The sequence below is a fragment of the Spirosoma montaniterrae genome (genome assembly GCF_001988955.1).
GTDB lineage: Bacteria > Bacteroidota > Bacteroidia > Cytophagales > Spirosomataceae > Spirosoma > Spirosoma montaniterrae.
The window spans coordinates 3,654,347-3,679,052 of record NZ_CP014263.1 but is presented as its reverse complement, the minus strand read 5'-3'; the positions used below and the strand labels follow the sequence as shown (position 1 = coordinate 3,679,052).

21 protein-coding genes are annotated in these 24,706 nt (G+C 52.0%); 9 read left to right on the top strand and 12 right to left on the bottom strand.

Annotation, left to right across the window (positions count from 1 at the left end; all coding sequences use genetic code 11):
• Window positions 1-36: 36 nt before the first annotated feature.
• Complete coding sequence (gene panC / locus AWR27_RS15910) at window positions 37-876, top strand: pantoate--beta-alanine ligase (protein ID WP_077132082.1); 840 nt, start codon at window positions 37-39, stop codon at window positions 874-876.
• Window positions 877-931: 55 nt separating this feature from the next.
• Here panC and AWR27_RS15905 read toward each other — a convergent pair whose 3' ends face one another.
• The 7 genes from AWR27_RS15905 to AWR27_RS15870 form a co-directional block, all read right to left on the bottom strand.
• Window positions 932-1,405: a hypothetical protein gene (locus AWR27_RS15905; RefSeq protein ID WP_157579242.1), complete on the bottom strand. Its 474-nt coding sequence runs from the start codon at window positions 1,403-1,405 to the stop codon at window positions 932-934.
• A 610-nt stretch (window positions 1,406-2,015) separates the two neighbouring features.
• Window positions 2,016-2,480, bottom strand: a complete 465-nt coding sequence (locus tag AWR27_RS15895) for a hypothetical protein (protein ID WP_077132079.1) — start codon at window positions 2,478-2,480, stop codon at window positions 2,016-2,018.
• 6 nt (window positions 2,481-2,486) lie between these two features.
• Window positions 2,487-3,311: a hypothetical protein gene (locus AWR27_RS15890; RefSeq protein WP_077132078.1), complete on the bottom strand. Its 825-nt coding sequence runs from the start codon at window positions 3,309-3,311 to the stop codon at window positions 2,487-2,489.
• 36 nt (window positions 3,312-3,347) lie between these two features.
• Window positions 3,348-3,545 carry a hypothetical protein gene (locus AWR27_RS15885; protein ID WP_077132077.1) on the bottom strand — a complete coding sequence of 66 codons (198 nt, stop codon included), beginning with the start codon at window positions 3,543-3,545 and terminating at the stop codon, window positions 3,348-3,350.
• 17 nt (window positions 3,546-3,562) lie between these two features.
• Window positions 3,563-4,237: a hypothetical protein gene (locus AWR27_RS15880; protein WP_157579241.1), complete on the bottom strand. Its 675-nt coding sequence runs from the start codon at window positions 4,235-4,237 to the stop codon at window positions 3,563-3,565.
• A gap of 58 nt (window positions 4,238-4,295) precedes the next feature.
• On the bottom strand, window positions 4,296-5,852 hold the full coding sequence (locus AWR27_RS15875; protein WP_077132075.1) for a hypothetical protein: 1,557 nt from the start codon (window positions 5,850-5,852) through the stop codon (window positions 4,296-4,298).
• 275 nt (window positions 5,853-6,127) lie between these two features.
• Window positions 6,128-6,721: a M15 family metallopeptidase gene (locus AWR27_RS15870; RefSeq protein ID WP_083732873.1), complete on the bottom strand. Its 594-nt coding sequence runs from the start codon at window positions 6,719-6,721 to the stop codon at window positions 6,128-6,130.
• Between the two features lie 186 nt (window positions 6,722-6,907).
• On the opposite strand from AWR27_RS15870, the gene AWR27_RS15865 reads away from it, so the two are divergent.
• Together AWR27_RS15865 and AWR27_RS15860 are read left to right on the top strand one after the other, a co-directional pair.
• Window positions 6,908-8,143, top strand: a complete 1,236-nt coding sequence (locus AWR27_RS15865; RefSeq protein WP_077132074.1) for a nucleoside recognition domain-containing protein — start codon at window positions 6,908-6,910, stop codon at window positions 8,141-8,143.
• Window positions 8,144-8,201: 58 nt separating this feature from the next.
• On the top strand, window positions 8,202-8,384 hold the full coding sequence (locus AWR27_RS15860; RefSeq protein ID WP_077132073.1) for a hypothetical protein: 183 nt from the start codon (window positions 8,202-8,204) through the stop codon (window positions 8,382-8,384).
• Here the strand turns inward: AWR27_RS15860 and AWR27_RS15855 are convergent.
• The 4 genes from AWR27_RS15855 to AWR27_RS15840 all read right to left on the bottom strand — a co-directional run bounded on the left by AWR27_RS15855 (window position 8,359) and on the right by AWR27_RS15840 (window position 13,534).
• Window positions 8,359-9,018 (bottom strand): DUF1345 domain-containing protein, encoded by a 660-nt coding sequence (locus AWR27_RS15855; protein ID WP_077132072.1) that lies wholly within the window; start codon window positions 9,016-9,018, stop codon window positions 8,359-8,361. The genes AWR27_RS15860 and AWR27_RS15855 overlap by 26 nt on opposite strands.
• The gene (locus AWR27_RS15850; protein WP_077132071.1) at window positions 9,015-12,350 is read right to left on the bottom strand and encodes a M4 family metallopeptidase; all 3,336 of its coding nucleotides are present in this window, start codon (window positions 12,348-12,350) and stop codon (window positions 9,015-9,017) included. Before AWR27_RS15850 ends, AWR27_RS15855 begins: the two co-directional genes overlap by 4 nt.
• 31 nt (window positions 12,351-12,381) lie before the next feature.
• Window positions 12,382-12,906: an FAD-binding oxidoreductase gene (locus AWR27_RS15845; protein WP_157579240.1), complete on the bottom strand. Its 525-nt coding sequence runs from the start codon at window positions 12,904-12,906 to the stop codon at window positions 12,382-12,384.
• A gap of 118 nt (window positions 12,907-13,024) precedes the next feature.
• Window positions 13,025-13,534: a SixA phosphatase family protein gene (locus AWR27_RS15840; RefSeq protein WP_077132070.1), complete on the bottom strand. Its 510-nt coding sequence runs from the start codon at window positions 13,532-13,534 to the stop codon at window positions 13,025-13,027.
• Window positions 13,535-13,643: 109 nt separating this feature from the next.
• Between AWR27_RS15840 and AWR27_RS15835 the strand changes: the two genes are divergently transcribed.
• Window positions 13,644-13,973 carry a BrnT family toxin gene (locus AWR27_RS15835; RefSeq protein ID WP_077132069.1) on the top strand — a complete coding sequence of 110 codons (330 nt, stop codon included), beginning with the start codon at window positions 13,644-13,646 and terminating at the stop codon, window positions 13,971-13,973.
• Between the two features lie 215 nt (window positions 13,974-14,188).
• On the opposite strand, the gene AWR27_RS15825 is transcribed toward AWR27_RS15835, so the two are convergent.
• Window positions 14,189-14,977 carry a 3-keto-disaccharide hydrolase gene (locus tag AWR27_RS15825; RefSeq protein ID WP_077132067.1) on the bottom strand — a complete coding sequence of 263 codons (789 nt, stop codon included), beginning with the start codon at window positions 14,975-14,977 and terminating at the stop codon, window positions 14,189-14,191.
• A gap of 118 nt (window positions 14,978-15,095) precedes the next feature.
• Here AWR27_RS15825 and AWR27_RS15820 point away from each other — a divergent pair, with 118 nt between their 5' ends.
• The 5 genes from AWR27_RS15820 (at window position 15,096) to AWR27_RS15800 (ending at window position 24,684) form a co-directional block, all read left to right on the top strand.
• A complete protein-coding gene (locus AWR27_RS15820) occupies window positions 15,096-16,982 on the top strand; it encodes a 3-keto-disaccharide hydrolase (RefSeq protein WP_077132066.1) in 1,887 nt (628 codons plus the stop codon).
• Entirely contained in the window at window positions 16,982-19,015 is a 2,034-nt protein-coding gene (locus tag AWR27_RS15815; RefSeq protein ID WP_077132065.1) for a c-type cytochrome, read from the top strand. Before AWR27_RS15820 ends, AWR27_RS15815 begins: the two co-directional genes overlap by 1 nt.
• An 81-nt stretch (window positions 19,016-19,096) precedes the next feature.
• Window positions 19,097-19,627, top strand: coding sequence for a hypothetical protein (locus AWR27_RS15810; RefSeq protein WP_077132064.1), 531 nt, complete (start codon window positions 19,097-19,099; stop codon window positions 19,625-19,627).
• Between the two features lie 208 nt (window positions 19,628-19,835).
• Window positions 19,836-23,045, top strand: a complete 3,210-nt coding sequence (locus tag AWR27_RS15805) for a SusC/RagA family TonB-linked outer membrane protein (RefSeq protein WP_077132063.1) — start codon at window positions 19,836-19,838, stop codon at window positions 23,043-23,045.
• A gap of 106 nt (window positions 23,046-23,151) precedes the next feature.
• Entirely contained in the window at window positions 23,152-24,684 is a 1,533-nt protein-coding gene (locus AWR27_RS15800) for a SusD/RagB family nutrient-binding outer membrane lipoprotein (protein WP_077132062.1), read from the top strand.
• Window positions 24,685-24,706 lie beyond the last annotated feature (22 nt).

The following is a 24,706-nucleotide window of genomic DNA, read 5'->3' as shown; positions in this document are numbered from 1 at the left end:
TTTTTCCCGTATTTCAATAAGATTTAAGCAAAAAACATGCTTGTCTTCGAGACCATCTCTGCTATCCGTCAGTATCTGGCTTCTTCGCAAACCGTTCAGTCCGTGGGTTTTGTACCAACAATGGGCGCATTGCACGAAGGCCATACCACCCTCATCGAAACGGCCCGCCGGGAGAACGACATAGTGGTTAGCAGCATCTTCGTGAACCCGGTGCAGTTCAATAATGCCGATGATCTGGCCCGCTATCCGCGCACATTGGAGCAGGATTGTCAGAGGCTCGACGCTGTGGGCTGCGACGTGGTGTTTGCACCCCCGGTCGCGGAAATGTACCCCGAACCGCCCGCGCTGAAGCTGAATTTCGGCGAACTCGAAACCGTAATGGAAGGTGCTATGCGGCCCGGTCATTTCAACGGTGTAGGCATCGTGGTTGCCAAACTGTTCAACGTTGTGCAGCCGCACCGGGCCTATTTCGGCCAGAAAGATTTGCAACAAGTAGCGGTTATCCGCCGACTTATCCGCGACCTGAGCTTCCCGGTCGAGTTGATTCGCTGCCCTACCGTGCGCGAAGCCGACGGCCTGGCAATGTCGTCGCGCAACCGCAACCTCACGCCCGCCGAACGCGCGCAGGCCCCGGCCATTTATCAGGCACTGACACTGGCCCACGACCTGATGCACGAAGGGCAGTCTGTAGCGCACGCCAAAGCCGCCGTTGAGGACTTTTTTTCGCAAAAGCCGTCGTTCCGGTTAGAATACGTTGAGATTGCCAACGCCGACACACTTCAACCCGCTTCCGAAGTGCTGGCACCGGGCCAGACGGCTGTTTGTATTGCGGCTCATTTAGGCAAAGTACGGCTGATTGATAATCTGGTGTTTTGACATGCTTTTTCCTTCCATCATTACGCAGAGCACAATGACGGAGGGAGTGCGATTGTCAAATCATAATATTGTAAACTATTAGCTGTTGCTTTTCCTCGTCAAGTACTACGATGATATAATCTATGTCGGGATGATGGGCGTTCTGCTGCACTACCTTATAAATAGACTTACCGAGTGTGACCGGATAGCCTGGGTATGGAACCTTATTGGCAATGCTTTTCGTAAGCAGCTTATAGCCCCTTTTTACACATTGGTCATACAATTGAGCGAAGTCTTCTTTATTCAGACCGAATACTATCTTGGTATGGCCGTCTCCTGTGAACCCCTGCCACTCATCCTCAAACAAAAGGACTTTGGCACTACTCGGTATAGGCAGATGACTGATTACCCTCCCCGCACGATGCGCTGTGCGGGGAGGTAGGTGGTCGTTTTGATAGATAAGAACGACTACTATCAAAATTAATGGTAATACAACCAGAGTTATCTTTTTACCTTTTTTCAAAAGAGCTGCTTCAGTAAGAGAATTCAAAAGTTTATTAAACAGCACAATGTACAAAGTCGAGGTTGTGTCGCTTCGTTTATCATGTCTTACCAAATGCTTTCGCGATAACTATCCACGCCCCTTTTTTTACCAGAAAATAAGTGGGCGTGTTATTATACCTCGTCTCATGCAGATACACGGCTATTGTGTCTGCTTTGTACTTCTTTACAGTTACCCAAACAGGGAGTAGGGCTTCGTGGGAGGTGTTAGCTAACTCAGCGTCTTTTGGGCGCATAATTGGCAAAACTTGTCCTCTAAACACAACCTTCATGTTTGCCTCCACACTACTTCCTCGCACCAACTGCACCCTTGCACGCTTATCAAGAGAGCGGATGAGCGAGTCGAGAGAAGAGTCAGAGAAGACTGTTTGTATAATCTGGAGAGTCTCGTTCTGATTAACAAGGCTTTTCGGGCTTTTCTCTGAGTTACAGGATACCAGAATGCAAAATGCACAAAGATTTACAAGTAGCCACGAGTTCAAAGTTAGCACAGGCACTTAGAATGTTTTGAGAAGTGGTAATTTGTTATCCATACACTCACCACAACCATCTTATTTAGAAGTTGTGATGAGTGCATGTCGTAGCATCATGATTCTATTCTACAGCTTACCATATTCGCGATTAACAACTATCCATTTTCGGTTACTGTTTTTCATGCTGAAGCGAGCGGTAGCGTTGCCTGCGTGAAAAAGTAATCTGACTGTTGCAGAATCCTCCCCAAATAATTTTACAGAAGGCACACTGACATATAGTTTTTTAGGATACCGTTCATGAATTTGACGTGCATCTTCGCGTAACGAAACGACTTGGGCGAACTTATTGGCGAACGTCAGTTGCATGTCTGGTTTAATAACAGGCCCCGCTACAAGTTTTAGTGGTTCTTCGCCAAAATCTCTAATAATTTCGGCCTTCAGCAGATCATCATTCAGAACAGCCTGAACCAACTGAGTCGTATCGTTTACATTGAACTTTTGGTTATCGTCAACCCGGTTTGTACAACGTAACCCCAACAGCCCTAAACAGACTAAGACGGCTATACGTATGTGCATAAGCAGTTGTGACATCTCTACCTAATTTAGCTTGTTGAACTGTACTAACAATCGCCCTGCGTTGTCTCGGATAATAGTAGTGCCCAGTATCTCTCGCTCAAAGTCATCCCCAAATTCATCGATTCTTGATTCGTTACGCCCACCATCAACTGCACCATAGTGAGTTAGTTCGTGTAAAAGTGTTACAACTAAAAGGAAAGCGGTGGCTTCGCGGGTACCCGTGGAAACTTCTAATCCTCTTACAAACGAATCTTGTATTTCAATTCGGCTCTCTGGGAAACCTGGATGCACAGTGTGACCGTAGGCTTTTTCGCCAAATTCTGGCTTTAGATTTCGGATTATTATCTTAGGCCCGGCCCCAAACTTTAGCAATGGCTTTATTTTCGACCAGGGTAAATTAGTATGCCGACTTAGAGCTTGCTTGACCCGTTCGTGCTGTTCGACAAAAGTAGATATGTTTCTTAGCAGTTCTGTAAATCTGGGATAAAGCTGCTGATCTGCTTCGCTTAGAATGAATGCGGTGCTGCCATCGGGTTTCCCTCCATATTGCTCGGCATACTGGCTGAGCCGGAAGGTCAGTATATCCGGGTATTGACTGATTACCGCTCTTTCTTCGCTGTCAAAGAATATCGACTTGTTATTCTCCATTCCGTAGAAGAAACGCTCTAAAAGACTTGCTCCGATAAGCCCATCATCGCCCACCATCACGGGTAGCGGTGGAGACCCGTTCCCGTTACCGCCATCCATACCGCCCCCACTCGTCACGGGGTTATTCCAAATCCAGGCTGGGTCGCCTGCGCCGGGGACTGTGGGGATTGGGAAGAGTACCATTGCCAGAGTTGCCATTGTTGCCACCCCCGCAATCCATCGGGATGACCTGATCTAACGCCAGTACGTACCGCCACCATTGTAGAAGCCCTGAGCCGGGCCTACCATGTCGATGTTCAGATTGCACAGCATCTGCTGACGCGGAATGGAGCCGTTGTACACAAAATAACGCAGCCTGACCTCCCCCGAAAACAGCACACTCTGCTTGGGGCGAATGTTGTGCCAAGCCGAAGCGATTAACTTAGACGGCATCCGGAATACTACTTTGATCAGTTTTCCAGTAAACCCCTTGAATTCAAATTGAATAAGGATTCAAAGACAGTAGGATGATATATATTTCCATTTTCATCGTAAGAAATTATATTGTTTAAAATAGAATTTAATAGTTTTAACTCTAACAGACATGGATAATCAGGAAATAATTTCATTGCTTCAACTGACTTCTGTTGAAATAATAATTCTTGATTGTTGCGCGGGGATAATCGTAAGTAGGGGCTGAATATAGCTGATTCATTTTCAGGTAAATATTCAGTCATGCCGTTTTCATTAAGTTGCCTAACAGCCTTTTCGTATTCATCTTTATAATTATCAGCAACGTATTCTTTGGGCCGGATGTACCAACCATTTATCTCTAATGCTTCCTCAAAGTATACACAGTAACTCTTGTATATTGTGTTTACACGCAAGAAGGCGCGAACATTAATTTGATTCTCTTGCCCGAATACTTTAACAGCACTAAAGTATCCTTGTGAAAGGCCATATGACTCATCGAGTACAGGCGAAAGTTGGTTTATAATTTTTGACCATGTGCCAGTATTATCTATTAAAAATTGCTTAGTGCGTTCTTGAAATAACTCATTTCTATCAAACTCAAAGTAATCATGCTTTCCGCACTTTAATAAATACGGAGCAAGGTCTCTTCTGATGGCATTTAAAGTATCCATATAAATCTTGAATGGATTGTGTGAACCAACGTTAACCATTGGTTCACACAATTACTATTTATTTGAATTGAGCAGGGTGCGAAGGAATTCCACTTGTTACCGGCGGAATGAAAGCTTCACCATATAATCTACGTGTTTTTGCAAGCAACCTAAACTGTGCCAGCAAGCCTTTTTTGATTTGTGAATCAAAATCAACCAAGGGTTGAAGTCTTTTGGCATTAGACGATTGAACTTTTCTAATAGAAAGATTTAGAAAAACAGCAGCCGTACGTTGTGCTATTTGCGCTGTCATATACCCGCCATTGCTGAGTTGACCTTTTGGAAGCTGTACTTCTACATTAAAAGAGAACTGTCTGTACCCGCCCCCAACTTGCCCATCAAAGAGAGACACAATTACATCGGTAGTGATAGCGGTTTGTAGTGTGTTAATTTGAGGATGTTCATAAAACACAAACGAACTGGGGAGAATATCGCCTGTATCAAAGAAAAAACTGTCCCATAACCAGTTAACAAATCTATCCCATGGACCTGGTCCTCCATCAATGAGCATTGGTTTATCACCAGTCGCGTCAACATATTCCACTATGTCCGACCATACGTAACCAAATGATTCACGAATGATGTTTTTTTCTTCATTTGAAAAGAATATACCCCGATTTTGTTCCATATCATAGAAGAAACGATCTACAAAACTTGCTCCAATAAGCCCATCATCGCCAATCATGATGGGCGTAGGAGACGGGTTACCATTGCCGCCGTCCAGACCGCCACCGCCTATAACCGGCAGGTTCCAAATCCAGGCTGGGTCGCCTGCGCTGGGTGTACTGGGGCTGGGCATGGGAAAATTACCGGTGCCATTGTTGCCGCCCGCGCAATCCGCTGATATAACCTGATCTAACTGCCAGTACGTACCCCCTCCATCGTAGAAACCCTGAACCGGACCACTTCCGCCCGTGTCGCCACCGCCTACTTTAGCGGCCTGTTGCCCGCCTGCGTTTTTATAAACCAGAATGTCGCAGTCGCCCATTGTACCGGCTAATCGACCGCCTTTGTTATCTTTAAGGATTTCCCGGCGTTTAGCTTTACCATTCTGGTAAATCCAGCCACCGAGGTACTTAGTCTCGGTTCGGTCGTAGGCCAGCACGTAGCCGTCAAAATCGTCGCCTTTTACTTTTTTGTTTTTTCGGCGGTTATCATCCGTAGGGATAATCACGATGACATCGGCCAGCATGTTGCCTTTGGGGTCTTTGTAGACCAGCAACTTCTTCTGAACCTCAAAGTCTTCCTTTTTAAGCCGGGCTGCCGAGCCAGGCTTGATATTTTGAAAGGCCATAGCGTGGTCGTAGTTGTAAGTTAGCGGTACTACTACTACCGGCCATCCGTTGGTAAAATTGAGCTTCTGGGCTGCACTCCAGTACTCGTTGCGGATTATGTTGCTTTTCGATGCAGCCTGCCGGGCATTAGAAGGCTGGTTGGTGAACCAGCTTTTGGCTTCCTCGATGCTGAGGTCGGGCGGTACGGGCTGGACGAGATTGTCGCGTTCGCTTCGGCAAGACCACTGCACAAGCAGAACGGCAAGAACTACAAGTAAGATACTTGGTATGCGGTGTTTCATAAAAATTAACGGATAAAGTTTTGCTTTCTTTGAAGCAAAACTTTATCCGTTAATCAAATAGTCTATATTAAGAATTTATGTATTAATTCGTTGACAAATAAATTCAAAATGTAAATTGCTGATTATCAATAAGGAATAAATATTATATTTTATCATATTATTCATATATCATATAATGTATAACGGTATATGTTGAGAGTTTAGTGTTTATACGATATGCGATTCAGTTGCAATAGCTAACCCTTAACGGTCAACAACTTCTAAACAACCAGCGATCAGTCTACAATTCTGAACATCATTTTGGCTTTGCTGCGGGCCAGTGCGTTGAAATGCCACCACTCGTATTCGATGTGGCTGAAACCGCCTTCGTGCATGGCCGTTCGCAGGATGCGCCGATTGTCGATTTGCTGCTTCGTTAGTTTTCCCGCTTTCAATAAACGGGCTTCTTCCGACGGGTACGCCAACTCGCCGAAGTAATCGTATTTCGTACCCATGTCCAACGGCTTCCCGTCTTTGGTAGCCACGGTCAGGTCAACGGCGCAACCGTAGTTATGAATCGATCCCTGACGTGGGTCGGCTACGTATTTCCGGCGTTCGCTTTCGGAGAGGTTGGGCAGGGCATTCCAGAGATTCCACTGGGCCGCGCGGGGGCGGGCCGCGTCATAGACCAACAGCCGCAGATTGGGGTATTTCGCCTGCAACGCACGGCTGGCACGGGCCAGTTTCTGGGTAGCCACGGGTTGCAGATAGGCCCGCGTCAGGTCGCCGTACACGTCTTTCCCGACGAAATTATCGGTGGTCGAATATTTCAGGTCAACCAGAATAGTGGCGTCAACTTTTTGTACGTCCACTAATCCCTGCTTTTGCATGGCGGCTTCGAGGGATTGGGCGTGTAGGTTTGTTACACAGAGATACACGGAGATTACACAGGGATACACAGAGAAGAAACGCTTGAAAACCTCCGTGTATCTCTGTGTAGTCTCCGCGTATCTCTGTGTAACAACCACTTTTTTTACCATCTTCATGCCGCAAAATAAAACGAAACTGCCGGTAACATGGCTCTGAACTACATCTGGGTTGCTTTTTTTCTGATTGCTTTTGTGGTCGCGCTGGTCAAGCTGATTGTCTTTGGCGACACCGAGATTTTCAAAATAATAGTCGAAGGGCTGTTCGACTCCTCGAAAGTGGCTGTGATGGACATTGCCCTGCCATTAGCGGGTGTGATGACGTTCTTTCTGGGCCTGCTCAACGTGGGGGAGAAAGCCGGAGCCATTAATTTTCTGGCCCGAATCATTGGCCCGTTTTTCAATAAACTCTTTCCCGAAGTGCCGAAAGATCACCCCGCCAACGGCCAGATGATTATGAATTTTTCGGCCAACATGCTCGGTCTCGACAATGCCGCTACGCCCTTTGGCCTGAAAGCGATGGCGAGTTTGCAGGAACTGAACCCCAGCAAAGAGGCCGCTTCCAACGCCCAGATCATGTTTCTGGTGCTGCATACGTCGGGCCTGACCATCATTCCGCTTAGTATTCTGGCGCAACGGGCCATTCTGGGAGCGCAAAACCCGTCGGACGTATTCATTCCGTGTGTGATCGGCACTTACGTAACCACGGTAGTCGCGCTGGTGGCAGTTGGGTTGAAACAACGCATCAACCTGCTCAATACCACGGTGTTGGGCTGGTTAGGTGGCATCACGGGCTTTCTGGTACTGGCGTTATGGTGGCTGTCGGGCAAACCGAAAGAAGAAATCGAAATGATCTCGAAGGTAGTTGGCAACCTGATTCTGATGATTATCGTGGTGGCATTTCTGCTGGGCGCACTCCGCAAAAAAGTCCCGATTTTTGAGACGTTCATCGAAGGCGCGAAGGGTGGTTTCGACACGTCGGTGCGCATCATTCCGTACTTAGTGGGCATGCTCGTGGCAATTGGTGCCTTTCGCAATGCCGGGGCCATGGATGCGCTGGTGGGTGGGCTGAAATACCTCTTCGGGCTAACGGGTATGAACACTGACTTTACCGACGCCCTGCCCGTAGCCCTGATGAAACCGCTGAGCGGCTCCGGTGCCCGCGCCCTGATGATCGACGCCATGAAGCAGTTCGGTCCCGACTCATTTGTGGGGCGGTTAGTGTGTATTTTTCAGGGGTCAGCCGATACCACGTTCTACATCGTAGCCCTGTATTTTGGGTCGGTGGGTATTCGCAACACGCGCTATGCCATTCCGTATGGTCTGTTTGCCGATTTCGTGGGTGTGCTGGCCGGTATCGCACTGGGTTATTTCTTTTTTCATTGATTGATGGAACACGGATTGGACGGATGGCACGGATGAACACAGATTTTGTTATACGATTATGAACATTAACCAGGTTCGCGAACAGTTGCATCGGCTCATTGATGAGGTCGATGATATTTATGTCCTGAACGGGCTGTACCGCACCCTTCTCTCCGATAAGCGGCAGCGCGAAGACTACGAAAAAGAGCAGGCCGAAAAAGCACGGCGGCAACCGGCTAAAGCATCGAAGAAAGACCGCTGATGGTCAGGGCGATAATGATGGCGTTGAAGCCAAACGATAACAGCCCATGCACCAACGCCGTTCGACGCATGGCTTTGGAACCAACGGCCACGTCGGAAACCTGACTGGTCATGCCGATGACGAACGAGAAATAGGCGAAATCAAGATAGTCGGGTTCGGGTTCGTGCGGAAAATCCAGCCCGCCGGGGCGTTTGGTCTGCTTTGGATCGTTGCCGTAGTAGAGGTGTGCGTATCGCATCGTAAATACGGTATGTACCAGTACCCACGCGCTCGCTACGGCCAGCACCGCCAGCATAATGTAAAGGGTTCGGTGTTCCAGTGTCATGCGGTCGAGCAAAAGAATGACAGCGAATAAACTCGCTACAGCCGCAGCTACCACAAAGGCCAGAATCAGCATCCGGCTCGAATCCTGAATGCGCGACAGGCGGGGCAGATCGCGCGGATGTGCGACAATAATCGAAACCCACATCAAGAATAACACGGCCTGCGCATAGGCAATCCAAACAACGGTCAGGTGGGCGGGTGTGCTGAATGATACCGGCACACACAGGAACGCTACGGTCGCAACGCACAAGGCCACCAGCAGCCGATGATTGGCATCGAACCGACTAATGGTGAGGAATAAACGGTTCATTCTTTTACCACCTTTCGCTGGGCTGTGCCTGTAGGCGTTTGTACCTGCAACAGATACATGCCCTTAGGCAGATGGCCGATTTCGACCGTAGCCGTGCGTTGCCGTGGCCGAAACGCCGGTTGTGCTACGCTGGCTCCGCCAAGGGTTCGGAGTGACAGGTTTTCGAGCGTTTCGGTAGCGGGCAGTTCAACGGTCAGGCTGGTTTGGGCGGGGTTGGGATACACGACCATCGCGTCGGACCAGGCGGGTTCGAGACCCGTTACGGTGAGTACCTGAAAGGTGCGGTCAACGGGCGTAGCGGCAAAAAACAGGCTGCTGCCCTCCTGCGAAGCGCGTATCGTTACGGCACCGGCACCCGTGAATTTCAGCACATTACCCGTATTGAGTGTGGCCGGGCCGCTGCGTACTGAAAAAGCAACCGTCAGCCCCGACGAAGCCGTAGCCCGTAGTGTTAGATCGCCCTGGTTGCTGTAGCGGTCAGTGATCGGGTCGAACGTAATGGTTTGCGCCGTGCGAGTCGGAATAACCCGCGTGGCCTGCGTGTACCAGACCGGCCATTTAGCCCCTGTATACAGCACCGCTGCCGTACCCGACGGCGTGATTTTGTCGGCGGCTAAGTTGATACTTGATATGTCTTCGGTTTTTGACGATTCGGTGCTGAAAACCAGTTTGTTGTCTAATCGGGAATAGGTCGGAAAACCCAGCGTATTGTTGCGATATACACCCTGAATAGTGCCTTTGCTGAGGTCGGTAGCCACTACGTAATACGTGCCGTCGGTATCGTTTACGTAATCGAAGGCCAGAATATCGGGCGAGTTCTTGGAGAATGTTGGGTTGCCCACGCTTTCGCCTTCATCGAGATTCGCGAACAGCTTTTCAATGTCGCCCTTCGCAAAATCGCCGGTCTGATTATTCCAGACGTTAATAAAGCCCACGTCCCAGTAGTCGATGGCGTCGCCGTTGGCGTTGGCGAGTTCATTGTAAGCGTCATACACGATGTTTTCGCCCGTAAAATCCCATTCAAACGAATCGGCGTACCGCACTTCGCCGGTCGAGACGCCTTCGGTATAAGTAGGGTTATACAACTCAAATTCAGCCCATTTGCGTTTGGCAAAACTGTAGACGTAAATCTTGGCATCGCGGTCGGCGGTCAGGGCTGCTAACCGGGTGCCGTCTTTCGATATGGCTACGTTGGCCCAGATTGTTTCGTTCGACACGATGGTTTCGTTGGGCGTTCCAACCAGATTTACGGCCCGGATGCGTTTGTCGGTAGTAACGTAATAAGCTGTTTGGCCGTTGTCGGTCACGCTTGGTTTCTGCACTAAACCGAGCGTGCTTTTGAGATCGAATTTGGCGGGCGTTACGGCCATGTTGGTCGAGTAGAGTTTTTTCGATTCGGCGTCGGCCAGCAGCAGCAAATCCTGCCCCGATGCCACCGGCACGTCGGGTTGTTTGCCGGGCGTTGTTGGCGAACCTTCGGTAATGCCCACGGCGTCGAACGCGGCCCGTGCGGCTGTCACCTCGGCACCAGTGCCGCCGTAGAGGTCAGTAGCCGATTTAATTACCGCCAGCCGTAAATCCAGAAACTGTGAGGTTCTGACGAGGTAATTGCTCAGCGCACGGTAATACACCTTCTCCGCCTTTTCTTTCCCAATAGCCGTAGCAAACTTGTAGAATGCGAAGTTCGGAATGCCGCTGTTGATATGAACGCCCCCGTTGTCTTCAGTCGTTTTTTCATACTGATTCATCGTGGCGGGCTGGTAGCCGTTTGGGTCGCGGGTGGGGCCACCCTGATTCGGGTTCGACATGCTTCGCATTGCTCCCGACGGAAACACCGCCGTTTTCACAATGTCTTCGCCCAGCGTCCAGTCGTCGCGGTCGATCAGAACGCCGAATACGTCGGCAAACGATTCATTGATGGCTCCCGATTGGTCTTTGTATTGCAGGTTGGCGGTATTCTGAATAACGCCGTGCGTCATTTCGTGACCCGTTACGTCGAGTGCGCCTGCCAGCGGTTTAAATCCCTTGTCGCCATTGCCATAGGCCATGGTTTTACCGTTCCAGTACGCATTGTCGAGCGGGCTGCCATCATCATCGACGAGGTTGATGATAGAAATCATGGTTTCACCCTTGCCGTTCAGCGCGTTTCGGTTATGAACCGTTCGGTAATACTCATAGGCAACGCCCGCGTTGAAATGAGCAGATATTGCCGTTGGTGTCCAGTCGGCATTGGTAGCCGAGGTAATCTGGTACACTTTCTGGTTGTCGCCAAACGTTTTGCGGGCGTCTACTGTCCAGATTGCGCCAACCGGTTCGTTCGGCATTTTCGACGTGTTAGCTTTAAACATGGGCCGCGACGTGTCGATCATATAATACGTACCCGTCTGCTGATGCGTCTGAAACGTGCGCGATACGCCGTTGAGGTCGCGGCCCGTAGCCTGCGGAGCCAAAGCGGGCGTTGTTGTCGGGTCGGTGTTGCCAACGTCGGCTAATTTCTTCCGCACCAGCGAACAGGTGTAATCGAGTTTTTCGAGTACGTCGCCGGTTTGCGCATCGATTACATACTCCCAGCGTTCGAGCATATTAGGTCGCACGGTCAGCCGATACGCCAGTTTCGCGCCGGTCGGAGCGGGGAAAACACACAACTCGCCTTCCGATGTCTTCATTCCCAGCAGATTATCACCAAACGAACGCACCCGCGACGTTCGGCGCACGTCGCCCAACGCCCGCGCCGATGCATCGGCCAGTGCCAGCCGGGGTGTGGTGGGCAGGTTTTCGGGCAGTGGTTCGTAGCGGCCATTCAGCAGCATAACGTCGCCATTGGTCAGGTGCGCTACGAGTTCGCGGCCCAGCACGGGCAAGCCCCGGTGCGTCTGCATAAGCCGAACGTGCAGTTGCCCCAACTCGTCGGCGTCGGTGCGCGAAACCGTAAAGTTATCTTCGGGCCGGTCGAGTTTCAGCAGCGACCGCACCTGCCCCAGAAACTGAAACGTAGCCGACGCTGCCGCAGCCGCCGATACCCGCGCCCGTGCGTTGTCTGCCGGGCGCGGCTTGCCTGTTCGTTCAATGTATACGGGCAACCCGGAAGCCGAATCGCGCACGATGCGTAACTTCAGCGGCTCAGTAGTTGGGTGCGTACCTCCGCCCACCGTCAGCGATTGCCGACCTTTCTGATTTGCCGGAGCTGGTACGCGAACGGCACCCAGCCGTTCGGCCAAACCTGCCGATGGGGTCGAGGTTTTCAGTTTGCGGTCAAACTGTTTTGGAACCGGTTGCTGCGCCAGCATCGGCGTTGTGATAAGCAGCGATAAAGCGAGTAGAGAAGGTTTCATATAAGTACGAATTGAGGTCTTTACAGGGCACTCACTTCAGTCGGGATGCCACCGGAATCATATTCATAAACGCCTTGTGAAACTTCGGGTAATTGGCCGGCACGGTCGAATCGCCTTTGGCCCAGGTGACCTGGTAGCGTTTTTTATCGTTCTGCCAGCCTACAAACTGATACATATTACCCGGTTTGTCGAATTTCGTTTTAGCGATGCTACACTTGCTTTCTACGGTTTCAAACACCCGTTTTGTTGCCAGCGGCTTCTGCTGCCCAATAAAGGTGTAGCCTTTGTCGCGGCTGCGCTTGCCATACAGTCTGCCATCTTCCAAAAGATAGTACGTTACCGAACCCCCCGTAACGCCCCCGCCATTACCCACCATAACCTGCCGCTTTTTGTAGGTATTGGGCATTGCCACTGTCGATTTCTGCGCCTGTATGGGCCTTGCCGAAACGGGCGGGGTAGCCTGCGTTTTTTCAACAGCTTTAATTCCCTGCGCGCTGCCAGATACTACGCCGGACAAGAAAAACAAACCTAAAAAAAGCACAGTGAGCCGATACATAGAATGGCGGATAAATATCGGCAAATCAAGCCACTACGCCTGTTATGCCCATGTTAGAAATGAGTTGGTTTTATGCTGTTCAGATGCGAAAGGTAGGCCGAAGCAAGATTGGGCGCAACTATGGCCGGGTGGGTTGGCCGTAGGTTTTTTCTGAAAGGTCAACGCTTTTACTGAACGGCCCACGCCGGATGCGCACCACGAATAAATTGTCGAAGTCGCCCGACTCAATTTTGGGCAGCGTAGGTCGGGTGCCCAACCCTTTAGCAACGTCAAGAATAGTGTTGCTGTGTCCCACCACCAGCAGGGTTTTGTTGCGGATACGCCCAACCCGGTTCATAATCGCCGAGGCTGGTGCCGATGGGTAGGTAGCGATGCGCAGTCCCAGCCGCCCGGCCAGCGGTTCGGCGGTTTGGCGGGTGCGTCGGTAAGGCGTTGTAAAAATAGAGTCAATACCCCGACTGGCGAGTGTATCGGCCAGGGCTACGGCCCGCTGTTGCCCAGCCACACTCAGGTCAGTTGAATCGGTTTCGTCTACTTTCTCGGCATGGCGCACGATGTAAACGGTTGTGGTTGAGCAGGATGTGAGAAACACAACGAGCAGTAAGCATAGTGAGATAAGTTGGCGCATAAGGATTAGAGATGGTACGTTGATATCTCCCTAAAAGAAGAAGATGTTTAGAGATACCTGAGTTAACGTGTAGATTTGTGGCCAATCAAACTATCCAACCACACTAACTATGCTATTTCAATGGGATGCTGGCAACATACGCCATATCGTCAACGATCATCCGGAACGAGATAATACAATTACCGAAGTTGAGAGTTTATTTGAAGACCCCTATTTCCGACCATTACCAGACCGCGTAGACCGCTATAACGGTGAACAGCAATTTAGTGGAGTTGCCATCGGAAACGAAGGTATTGAAAAACATGTTGTATATGTAATCAGAAATGGCCAAATTCGCCCAATAACCTGTCGAAGAGCCACACGCAAACAGCGAGAACAATACCATGTCATCCTTAATAAAATCAAGCAGCAAAACGAAAAAGACGGTCAAAGTCATTAAAAATGCCCACTCTATTCATGAACAACGGGCGATAGGAGATCGCTGGGCCGAACATGAAGGGCCGTATATGACATTGGCAGAAACGTTAGCTTTTGCTGCTGAACAGGAGGCTCAGCAATCGGCCATACCCAACAAGTGATAATATCGTATTCTTCTAAAACTGAAAACCCGGCAAATAACCGGGTTCTTCAGTTTTAGAAGAATACCCGTATAGCCTATAACTCCCGCACCCAGATGTTGCGGAAGCCAACGGGGTTGCCGTGATCCTGCAAAATGAGCGGGCCTTTGCCGTGGGCCTGTACGCGTGGATAGCCGATGTACTCGGTTGTGCCCCGGATAGCCGCACGGTTCTGCACTAATACGCCATTGAGCAGCACGGTTACGTAGGCGGGTTCGAGCATCAGCCCGGCCTTGTTGAAGCGTGGGGCAATGTAAATGATGTCGTAGCTCTGCCACTCGCCGGGTTTGCGGCTGGGGTTTACGAGCGGAATGGCCTGCTTGTAAATCGAACCTACCATGCCGTTTACGTAGGTCGGGTTGTTGTAATTGTCTAATACCTGCAACTCGTAGCGGCCCTGCAGAAAGATGCCGCTATTGCCCCGCGCCTGACCGTTGCCTTCTACTTTTGTGGGTGTCTGAAACTCAATGTGCAACTGCATATCGCCAAACTCCTGCTTGGTTTTTGCCGACGACGTGGTCGATGAATACAGTACGCCATCGCGCACGGGCCATTTCAGCGGTTCGGTGCTGTTGGTGGGGTTGTAGCCTTTGTTGGCTACCCAGGCATCGGCGTTTTTACCGTCGAAGAGCACAACAGCGTCGGAGGGGGGCGTGGTGCCTGCGGTGTTGGCCGAATACAGGCCGGGCGTAACAACAGGCACAGCCGGTTCCCAGATTTCAGTAGACTGGGGGGTTTGCTTAGTGGGTTCGACCTGAGCCAGTGCGGGTACGGCAAGGCCGGTTAGTACCATACCGGCAGCAATCGATAAAGAAACAGCTTTCATGGAAAACAGACGGGTTAATGAATCACTCGTAAAACGCCCAAAGATAGGGTAATTGCCTGATTACGTCCTTTTAGGAAGAAAAAATGGTAAATTTCGCCCTCCAATTACCAATCTATATATGAAAAACATTTCTGGCTCCCTTCGTTTCGGCGGGTTGCCCGGCATCGGTTGGCTACTCGGTGTCGGCATGGCGTTTGCTCAACCCGCCCCAACGCCAGGTATCCCCCTCGCAATCAATGACTTGAGCGCGTTTAAATCGCCCGCGTCGAACTGGCGCATTGCTGGCAACGCCCGCGCCGATCTCGCCAAAGCCAATACAATCGCTGCCGATAAAGGTACAGGTGTGCTGGTAAACGTGCCGGTTCCGCCAAAAGGCGGGCAAACGCAGTACGGTCAGCAGTTTAACCTGCTCACCAATCTCGAACATGGTGATATTGACCTCGAACTCGACTACATGATGGCGAAAGGGTCGAACTCCGGCGTGTATTTGCAAGGCCGCTATGAGGTGCAACTGTTCGATAGCTGGGACGTGAAAAGCCCGCGCGTCGTTGACAATGGCTCGATCTACGAACGCTGGGACGACAAACGACCCGACGGGCAGAAAGGCTACGAAGGCCACCCGGCCCGGCAAAATGCCAGCCGTGCGCCGGGGCTGTGGCAGCACTTGAAAATCTCGTTTCAGGCTCCGCGTTTCAACGCACAGGGGCAGAAAACCGAAAACGCCCGCATGATTCGGGTCGAACTGAACGGCGTTACCATTCATGAAGACGTTGAACTGACCGGCCCTACCCGCGCAGCCGCGTTTGAGGACGAAAAAGCAAGCGGCCCGCTGATGCTCCAGGGCGATCACGGAGCCGTGGCTTTCCGTAATATCCGGTACGTCAACTACGACAAACCCCGGCCCGAACTGTTGAATCTGAAATACGCCATCTACAAAGGCAAGTATGAAAAAGAACCCGAATATGACAAAACTGCGCCCGAATCCGAAGGCCCAACTACGGTGCTGTCGTCGTCGGTCAGCAAGATTCCGAACGAGTTTTTGATTCGATATACGGGTACGCTTCGGGTGGCCGAGCCGGGCGAATACCGCTTCAACCTCGGTGTGCCGGGGGGCGGTGGTCTGCTCAAGATCAATAATCAGCAGGTGATTGCGCCCGGCGAGTGGAACGCTACCGGCAAAACTACGCTACCCAAAGGCGACCTGCCGTTTGAATTGCTCTATGCAAAATTCGTCGATTGGGTGCAGCCGGGACTGGGTTTGGCCGTTGCAGGACCGGGCGTTCGTGAGTTTGTTATCAGCGATAAAAACGGGGGCGAAGGCGAAACCGTTGACCCAATTCTGGTAGAAACGCCGACCAACACCCTGCTGAGGTCGTTCATGGATTTGCCGGGCGTAAGCGATGCCAAAGGTAAAACCATCCGTGTCACACACGGTATTTCGGTAGGCAGCCCCACCCAGGTGCATTACACGTATGACCTCGACAAAGGGGCCATTGTGCAGGTCTGGCGGGGGCAGTTTTTAGATGCCACGCCCATGTGGCACGACCGGGGCGATGGCTCCTCGCGCCCGATGGGTATGGTGCAGCGCATGGGCACACCCCTGCTGTTTCTGACCAGATTAGCATCGCCCCTAACCAACTGGCTGGCCGATACTACCGGCTCCGGTTTCCGGCCCAGAGGCTATGTGCTCGACAGCGAAGACCGACCTACATTCCGATATGAAAGCCACGGCGCATCGGTCGAAGATAAAATCCGGGTGCTGAACGAGGGGCAGGGCCTCCAGCGCGAAGTGACCATTGCCAATGCCCCGGCTGACCTCTACGCCCGGCTTGCCAGCGGTGTTACCATCAACGCGATGGAAAACGGCATGTATCTGATCGATGGTGAGCAGTATGTTCGTGTCGATGACCTCGGCGGAGCCAAACCAACCGTGCGCACGGTTGGCAATCGGCAGGAATTGATCGTGCCAGTGAAAGGGAAAGTAGTTTACTCAATTTTGTTTTAATGAAAAAGATACTAACAACCCTCTTTGCCGTGGCAACCATGCTGTCGGCGCGGGCGCAGGAATCGCCCAAAGAGGAAGATTTCTTTAAGATTCTGAAAGTGACTGCTCCCGAAGGTACGCTGCTCGAAGTGGGCGGCCTGACGGTGCTGCCCAACGGTGACCTGGGTGTAGCAACGCGCCGGGGCGACGTCTGGATTGTGGAGAATCCGACCAGCCGCAAACCGTATTTCCGCAAGTTCGCGTCGGGGCTGCACGAGATTCTGGGCCTGACCTATAAAGACGGTGCGCTGTATTGCGCTCAGCGCGGAGAGCTAACCAAATTGGTCGATACCGACAAAAATGGCAAAGCCGATCTGTTCGAGACGGTATATGCGTGGCCGTTGTCGGGGCATTACCACGAATACAGTTTCGGCCCGAAAATTGCGCCCGACGGTCAGTTTTTCGTGACGGGCAATGTAGCCTTCGGTGACGAGGAATGGTGGCGGGGCGAAAGCCGGGTGCCCTGGCGCGGCTGGACGATGAAAATCAGCGAAACGGGGCAGATGCAGCCCTGGGCAACCGGTATGCGTTCGCCCGCTGGTCTGGGTATTTACGAAGGCGAACTGTTCTACGCCGATAATCAGGGTGACTGGATGGGATCGGGGGGCGTGGTTCACGTCAGAAAAGGGTCGTTTGTGGGCCACCCCGCAGGTTTGCGCTGGACGGGTGCGCCCAATTCGCCGGTGAAACTCACAACCGAACAGCTTTACGCCAAAGTAGACCCGCGCCAGCGTCGCGACGAAAACGGGCGGGCCATTAAACCCGAAAACGTAGTCAACGAAACCCCGAACGTGCTATATGCCCTGAAAGAGCAGTTTCCGAACGTCGATATTCAGACGCCCGCCGTTTGGTTGCCGCATGGTATTCTGGGTATCTCGAACTCTGAAATTCTCGAAATTCCGCAAGGCACGTTTGGCCCTTTTGCCGGGCAGTTGCTCGTGGGCGATCAGGGCATGAGCAAGATTTCGCGGGTGTTCATGGAAAAGGTAAACGGCGAGTATCAGGGCGGAGCCATCGAACTCCGCAGCGGATTCCGGTCGGGTGTGCTGCGCATGGCGTGGGGCAAAGATGGGTCGCTGTTTGTGGGCGAAACCAACCGGGGCTGGGGTTCGGCGGGCGACGCCAACGAAGGCTTGCAGCGGCTCGTCTGGAACGGCTCGGTGCCGTTTGAGATGCGTACCGTAAAGGCCATGCCCGACGGCTTCGAGGTAGAGTTTACGAAACCCGTCGACCGCAAATCGGCAGAAGATCTGGCATCGTACCGGGTCGAAAGTTTTATCTACAAATACCACCCCGTGTATGGCAGCCCAACCATCAACAAAGAAGCAATGACGCTGAAAGGCGTGAAAGTTTCGCCCGATGGCCTGAAAGCACGGTTGGTAGTCGATGGTCTGAAGAAATATTACATTCATCAGCTAACGCTCGATGGCGTTCGGGGGCAGGAGGGTTCATATTCGCTCATTCACCCGATTGCCTATTACACGCTCAACAACATTCCCGACGGGCAGAAACTGGCCGTTAGCGAATTGAGTACAACCAACACGGCGGCTGCACCGGCTCCGGCGGCAGCGGCTCCTACGGCTCCGGCGGGGAAGAAGGGCGTTCCGGCCAAAGGCGCGAAATCGGCAGCAACCGGCGAATCTACGCGGGGAGCAAAGCCGAAATTAGTTGAAGGCCAGGCTGTAACAATGGCGAAAGCACCAACCTATGATGAGGTGAAAGGCTTGCTGGCCCGGCATACGTGCCTGGCCTGCCACCAGACCAACAAGCGGCAGGTTGGCCCGGCCTACGCCGACGTTGCGAAGCGGAAGTACACCAACGACCAGATTGTGGAGCTGATCTATAATCCCAAACCGCAAAACTGGCCCGACTATGCAACCGAGATGCCGCCCATGCCGCAGGTTCCCAAAGCCGACGCGCTGAAAATTGCCGCCTGGATCAATTCGCTGGCTCCGGTGGCGGGTAGCAACTCGAAAGGTGCGCCAAAACCGTGATTTCGTAGCGTGTATCTGGTTTCAGTAGCCATTTGTTCCTGAACAGGTGGCTGCTGAAACCAGCTATAAAACCTAAAACCGATGCAGGAACCGCGCAAGCCCCAAACCGACCCGGAAACCCGTTCAAGAACCATCTTTTTGGCATGTTTGACCGCGCTGCTACTAAGTGCGGGCTGGCTTTGGTTTCAATACCGTGATAAACCAGGCGAAGTTATTCGGTTCGAGGGGCCAGCGTCGGCAGCGGTTGGCGATACAGTAATGAGTAGCGCATCGGCAGTAGTAACAGAACGGGGTAACAAAGCAAGACCAGCTAAGGCCAGACCAAGTCCGCCAGCGACGAAAGGAGAAAAACAACCCCCGGATAACATAGAAAAACAACCCGAGCAGCCAAATCTGGTCGAGGAAAAACCTAAAACTCCGGCAAACGCGTTGCCCACCTGCGATCAGCTTGTACTGCGAAGTGGCGACCTGATTGATGCCGATATTTCTGAAATTGGCGTTAACGAAATTCGCTATAAAAAATGCCGATGGAAAGACGGTCCTGACTACGTGCTGCCGCGCAACGAAGTGCTGAGTATTCGTTACGCCAACGGTGAGGTAGAGCGATTGTAGACTCTTGAAAGGCTCGGCTGATTTGACCGGGCCTTTGGTTATTTTGAGCCGAAAAAATCAAACGTATAGTAAGTAGCGAACCGGAAAATACTCATAGAAGACAAAGTAGAAAAGATGTATATACCTCTTTCTCCCGCATGGTATGATCTTACCAAGAAAGAGTTGATTTTATCAAATAAGAATATAGTTAACCAATTGTATATCAATCATGAAGCACAATCTACACAAACTGGTGTGGTCAATCGGTATGCTGCTGTCGGCGGTATTTCTGATGGTAAACACTGCACACGCGCAAGACCGGCGGGTGACGGGGCGCGTACTGTCCGGGAAAGATCAGCAACCTGTTCCGGGAACAAGTATTTTAGTGAAAAATTCGCAGGTAGGAACAACCACCGATGCCGACGGAAACTTCAGTTTAAATGTGACACCCAACGCCACGCTCGTTTTCAGTGCCATTGGATTTGCCGGACAGGAGATAAAAGTCGGCAATCAGTCGCAGATTAACGTAACGCTGCGGGAAACCGATCAGAACTTAGACGAGGTGGTTGTAACGGCTCTGGGTATCAAGAAAGAGACCAAAACGCTTGGCTATGCCACAGCTACGCTGGGGTCCGATCAGATTAACGTAAACCGCCAGCCCAACTTCATGAACGCCCTGCAAGGTAAAATGGCGGGGGTTCAGATTTCAGGTCTCGGCACCGGGCCTGCCTCTACGAGTAAAATCAGGATTCGGGGGCAGTCGTCGTTTTCGGGGCAGAATAGCCCGCTTATCGTTGTTAACGGCGTACCTATCGACAACACAAACTTCAGCATCAACTCTGGTAATAATGGTTCTGACGCGTCGGTGGGCAACCGGGGCTTCAACAACTCCGACGGGGGCGATGGTCTGAGCAGTATCAACCCCGACGACATCGAGCAAATGACCGTGTTGAAGGGCGCAACGGCAGCGGCTCTGTATGGGTCACGGGCCAAAGATGGCGTTATTATGATAACGACCAAGACCAAAGGCACCAGCGCGGGCATTGGTGTGACCTATAACAGCAACATGACTATTGAGCAGCCGCTCGATTTTACAGACTATCAGTATGAATACGGGCAGGGCGAAAACGGCGTTCGGCCCACTACGCCCAACCCTACATCGGGCGTCTGGAGCTGGGGCGAGCGGTTTCAGCCGGGCATGACGCAAGTGCTGTTCGGGGGTGTTACGGTGCCGTATGAGCCTGTGCGCAACCGGATTCGGCAGTTTTATCGGAACGGCCTCAACTGGACCAATACCATTCAGTTGTCGACGTCGGGCGAGAAAGGCGGCATGACCATTTCGGCCTCTAACCTCGACTCGAAAGGCATTACCCCCAACAATACGTTCAAGCGGCAGAGCATCAACTTCGGGTTCAACTATAACGTAGTGCCCAAACTGAACGTCTCGGGAACGATCAATTACTCGTATGAAGACAACCGGAATCCGCCCCAGATTGCCCAGCAGGATTTTACGATTCCAACGGTGCTGTACACGATGGCTAACTCGATGCCATTCGACGTGATGGAAGCCAATAGATACGACGCCGATGGGAACGAGTTTGTCTGGTCGCGCTTCCGCAACCGTACAAACCCCTACTTTACATTGAGCGACAAGTTTGAGAAAATACAGCGCGACCGCGTTTTCGGGAATGTAGCCCTGCGTTACAATTTCACCGATTGGCTGTATGTACAGGGCCGGATTGGACAGGACTATTGGTCAAGAAATCAGAACTATAACTTTCCAACGGGTTCGGCAGCACAAGCCCCGGCACCGGCTGGCTTTGCGAATGGATGGGTGGTTCAGGAGACGCGCCGTTCGCGCGAAGTTAACGCCGACTTTCTCATAGGAGCTAACCGCAACATTGGTAAAATAGGCGTTGATGTGTTGCTGGGTGGCAACCAGTTGTATCGATACGGCGATAACAACAGCGTGTTTGCCCAGGATTTTGTGGTGCGCGGCCTTTATACACCCCAAAACGCTCGTATCAAAGACCCAACCTACAACTTCAGCGAACGGAAAGTTAACTCGCTCTATGCTCAGGTAGGTTTGTCGTATAACGATTATCTGTTCCTGAACGCTACGGCCCGCAACGACTGGTTCTCGACGCTGGCACCCGGCAACCGCAGTATTCTATACCCGTCGGTAACAGGCAGTTTTGTGTTCTCGCAAGCTTTCAACAATGCCATGCCCGACTGGATTACGTTCGGTAAGCTGCGGGCAGCCTATGCCGAAGTGGGTAGCGATACCGACGTGCCACCCTACGCCAACGGGCTTTTCTACGGCGTAAATGCCAACCTGTTTCAGGGACAACCCGTTGGTTTCATTTCAGGGAATCGCGTACCCAACACCGACCTGAAGCCCATGCGCGTTGCCGAAACCGAGTTCGGTCTGGAGATGAAGTTCCTCAACAACCGAATTGGTTTCGACGTTGCGTATTACAACAAAATCACGAGCGACCAGATTGTGGCGGCTCAGATTTCGACCGGGTCGGGTTATTTCGATCAGCTTATCAACAGCGGCCAAAGCCAGAGCCGGGGTATTGAATTGTTGCTGACCGGTTCGCCCGCACGCGGTGCCAACTTTAGCTGGGATATCAGTTTCAACGCAGCCTACAACGAAACCAAACTCCTGCGTCTGCTAACCGACGACGATGGCACGCCCGAAAAAGACTATGACAAAAACGGTCAACCCGCTCAGATCGTTACGGGGGGCGGGGTGTTCATTGGCGAACTGCGGCAAGTTGTGGGTCGGCCACTTGGTCAGATTTACAGCTTTCCGCTGCTACGCAATGCACAGGGGCAACTTATCCACACCGCTTCTGGCCTGCCCCAGCGTGGACCGCAACAGATCTCGTTTGGCTCGGCTCTGCCCAGGTGGTTTGGCGGTGTTACCAACACGTTCAACTACAAAGGCATCAATCTCTCGTTCCTGATCGACTATCGCTTAGGCAACCAAATGATTTCGGGTACAAACCGGAACGCCATCCGCCACGGGCTGCACCAGATGACGCTCGTTGGGCGCGACAGTCCCAACTACCTGATGACCGGTGCCGGCGTTGGCCCGAACGGTGAACCCAACACCGCCCGCGTAAATGCCCAAATTTACTACGAAACTATGGTGGCAAACAGCACGGGCGAAGCCGTCGTGTATAACGGCGGGTTCATTAAACTCCGTCAGGTGTCGCTCGGCTACGATTTCACACGCTTCCTGCCCAAAACGATGTTCATCAAAGGATTGCGCCTAAGTGCGGTGAGCAATAACGTGCTGCTGCTGAAAAAATGGGTCGACAATATTGATCCCGAACAGTTCGGTTTCTCATCCGACAACGTAGTAGGCCTCGAAGCCACTGGCGTACCCACAACCCGTAGCATTGGTTTTAACCTGAACGCAAGATTTTAACATAACCCCACCCCAACCCCTCCCCATTAGGGAGGGACTGAACCATCTGGCTTCATAAGCCCCTCCCTAATGGGGAGGGGTTGGGGTGGGGTAAACGCTATAACACATGAAAAAAATATTTTTAATCGGAAGTTTCTGCGCGGCTTTGTTGTTCGCTACAAGCTGCGAACAGGGGTTCGATCAACTGAATGTCAACCCCAACTCTCCTACGGCCCTCAACCCAGTACTGCTGCTGAACAACGGCATACTGAGCAGTGCCTATCCGGGGGGCGATGCGCTGGTTTTTGAAGCCGGCATTGTGCAGCAAATCATCTCGCCCAACGGCACTGTATTGGCAGGAGCCAATTTTAACGTCGATAACAAACCGCGCAACGCAGCTAACTGGAACAACTATTTCCAGAATGCAAACCGGCACTTAGTCGACGTAATCGAGCAAACGCGCACCAACGCCAATCGCTCGAACCTGTACCACTCGGCCCGAATCTGGCGCGCCAATGTTATGATGATTCTGACCGATACCTACGGCGACATTCCCTACACGGAAGCCGGGCTGGGGTATCTGGAAGGAATTGCGTTTCCTAAATACGACAAGCAGGAAGCCATCTACACCGACATCATCAAAGAGCTGACCGAAGCCGCAGCAGGGCTCGATGCCGCCAAGACCCGCGAAACCGGCGAGATTATGTATCAGGGCGACGTGGTAAAATGGCGTCGGCTGGCGTTCTCGCTTATGCTCCGCGCCGGTATGCGCCTTTCGGCGGTTAACCCCACACTGGCTCAGCAGATTGTGCAGCGGGCCGTAACGGGTGGTGTTATGCAGTCGAATGCCGACAACGCCGTAATTCGACACGACGCCAATTATACCAACTCGACGGGAGGTACACTGAACGGCTCGGAAGCCAACAATTACTACCTGACCAAGCCGTTTGTCGACCAGCTCAAAAACACCAACGACCCCCGTTTGCCCGCCATCGCCGTGCGTTATGTGGGAGCTACGTCGGGTTCGCAACAGACAGCCGCCCGCGCCAATCGCACGGTGGCTGTGCAAATTGGCATGCCGATGGGCTTCGATAACCCCACTATTCCGGCTCAGGCAACCCGCGACGGTCTGGCAAGCTTCTACGACTACTCGCAACTCGACCGCACGCGCATGGGCAAACTTGCTTCGCCGAACTACTTCGTCACGTTCGCCCAAACGCAATTGCTGTTGGCCGAAGCCGTCCAGCGTGGCTGGACCACGGGTAGCGCAGCTACGTTCTACAACGCAGGCGTAACGGCTCATATGCAGCAACTGGCTGAGTATGACGCGGGTTCGGCGGTAGCGGCTGCCGACATCACGGCCTATCTGACGGCAAATCCCTTTGTACCGGCTCGCGGTCTGGAACAGATTGGTACGCAGTACTGGATTGCTTCGTTCCTGAATTTCCCCGAAACCTGGGCGAACTTCCGCCGGGCGAACTTCCCCGTTCTGACGCCAAACCCGTACTCCGGTAAAACCATTCGGGGTAATTTCATCAACCGCCTATCGTATCCCGATGCCGAAAATTCGGTGAACCGCACGAATCTCGACGCAGCTATTCAAAGTCAGGGACTGCGGAGCATCGATGATATCGACACGCCGGTTTGGTGGGATAAGTAGTTAAAAGTGAAAAGTGAATAGT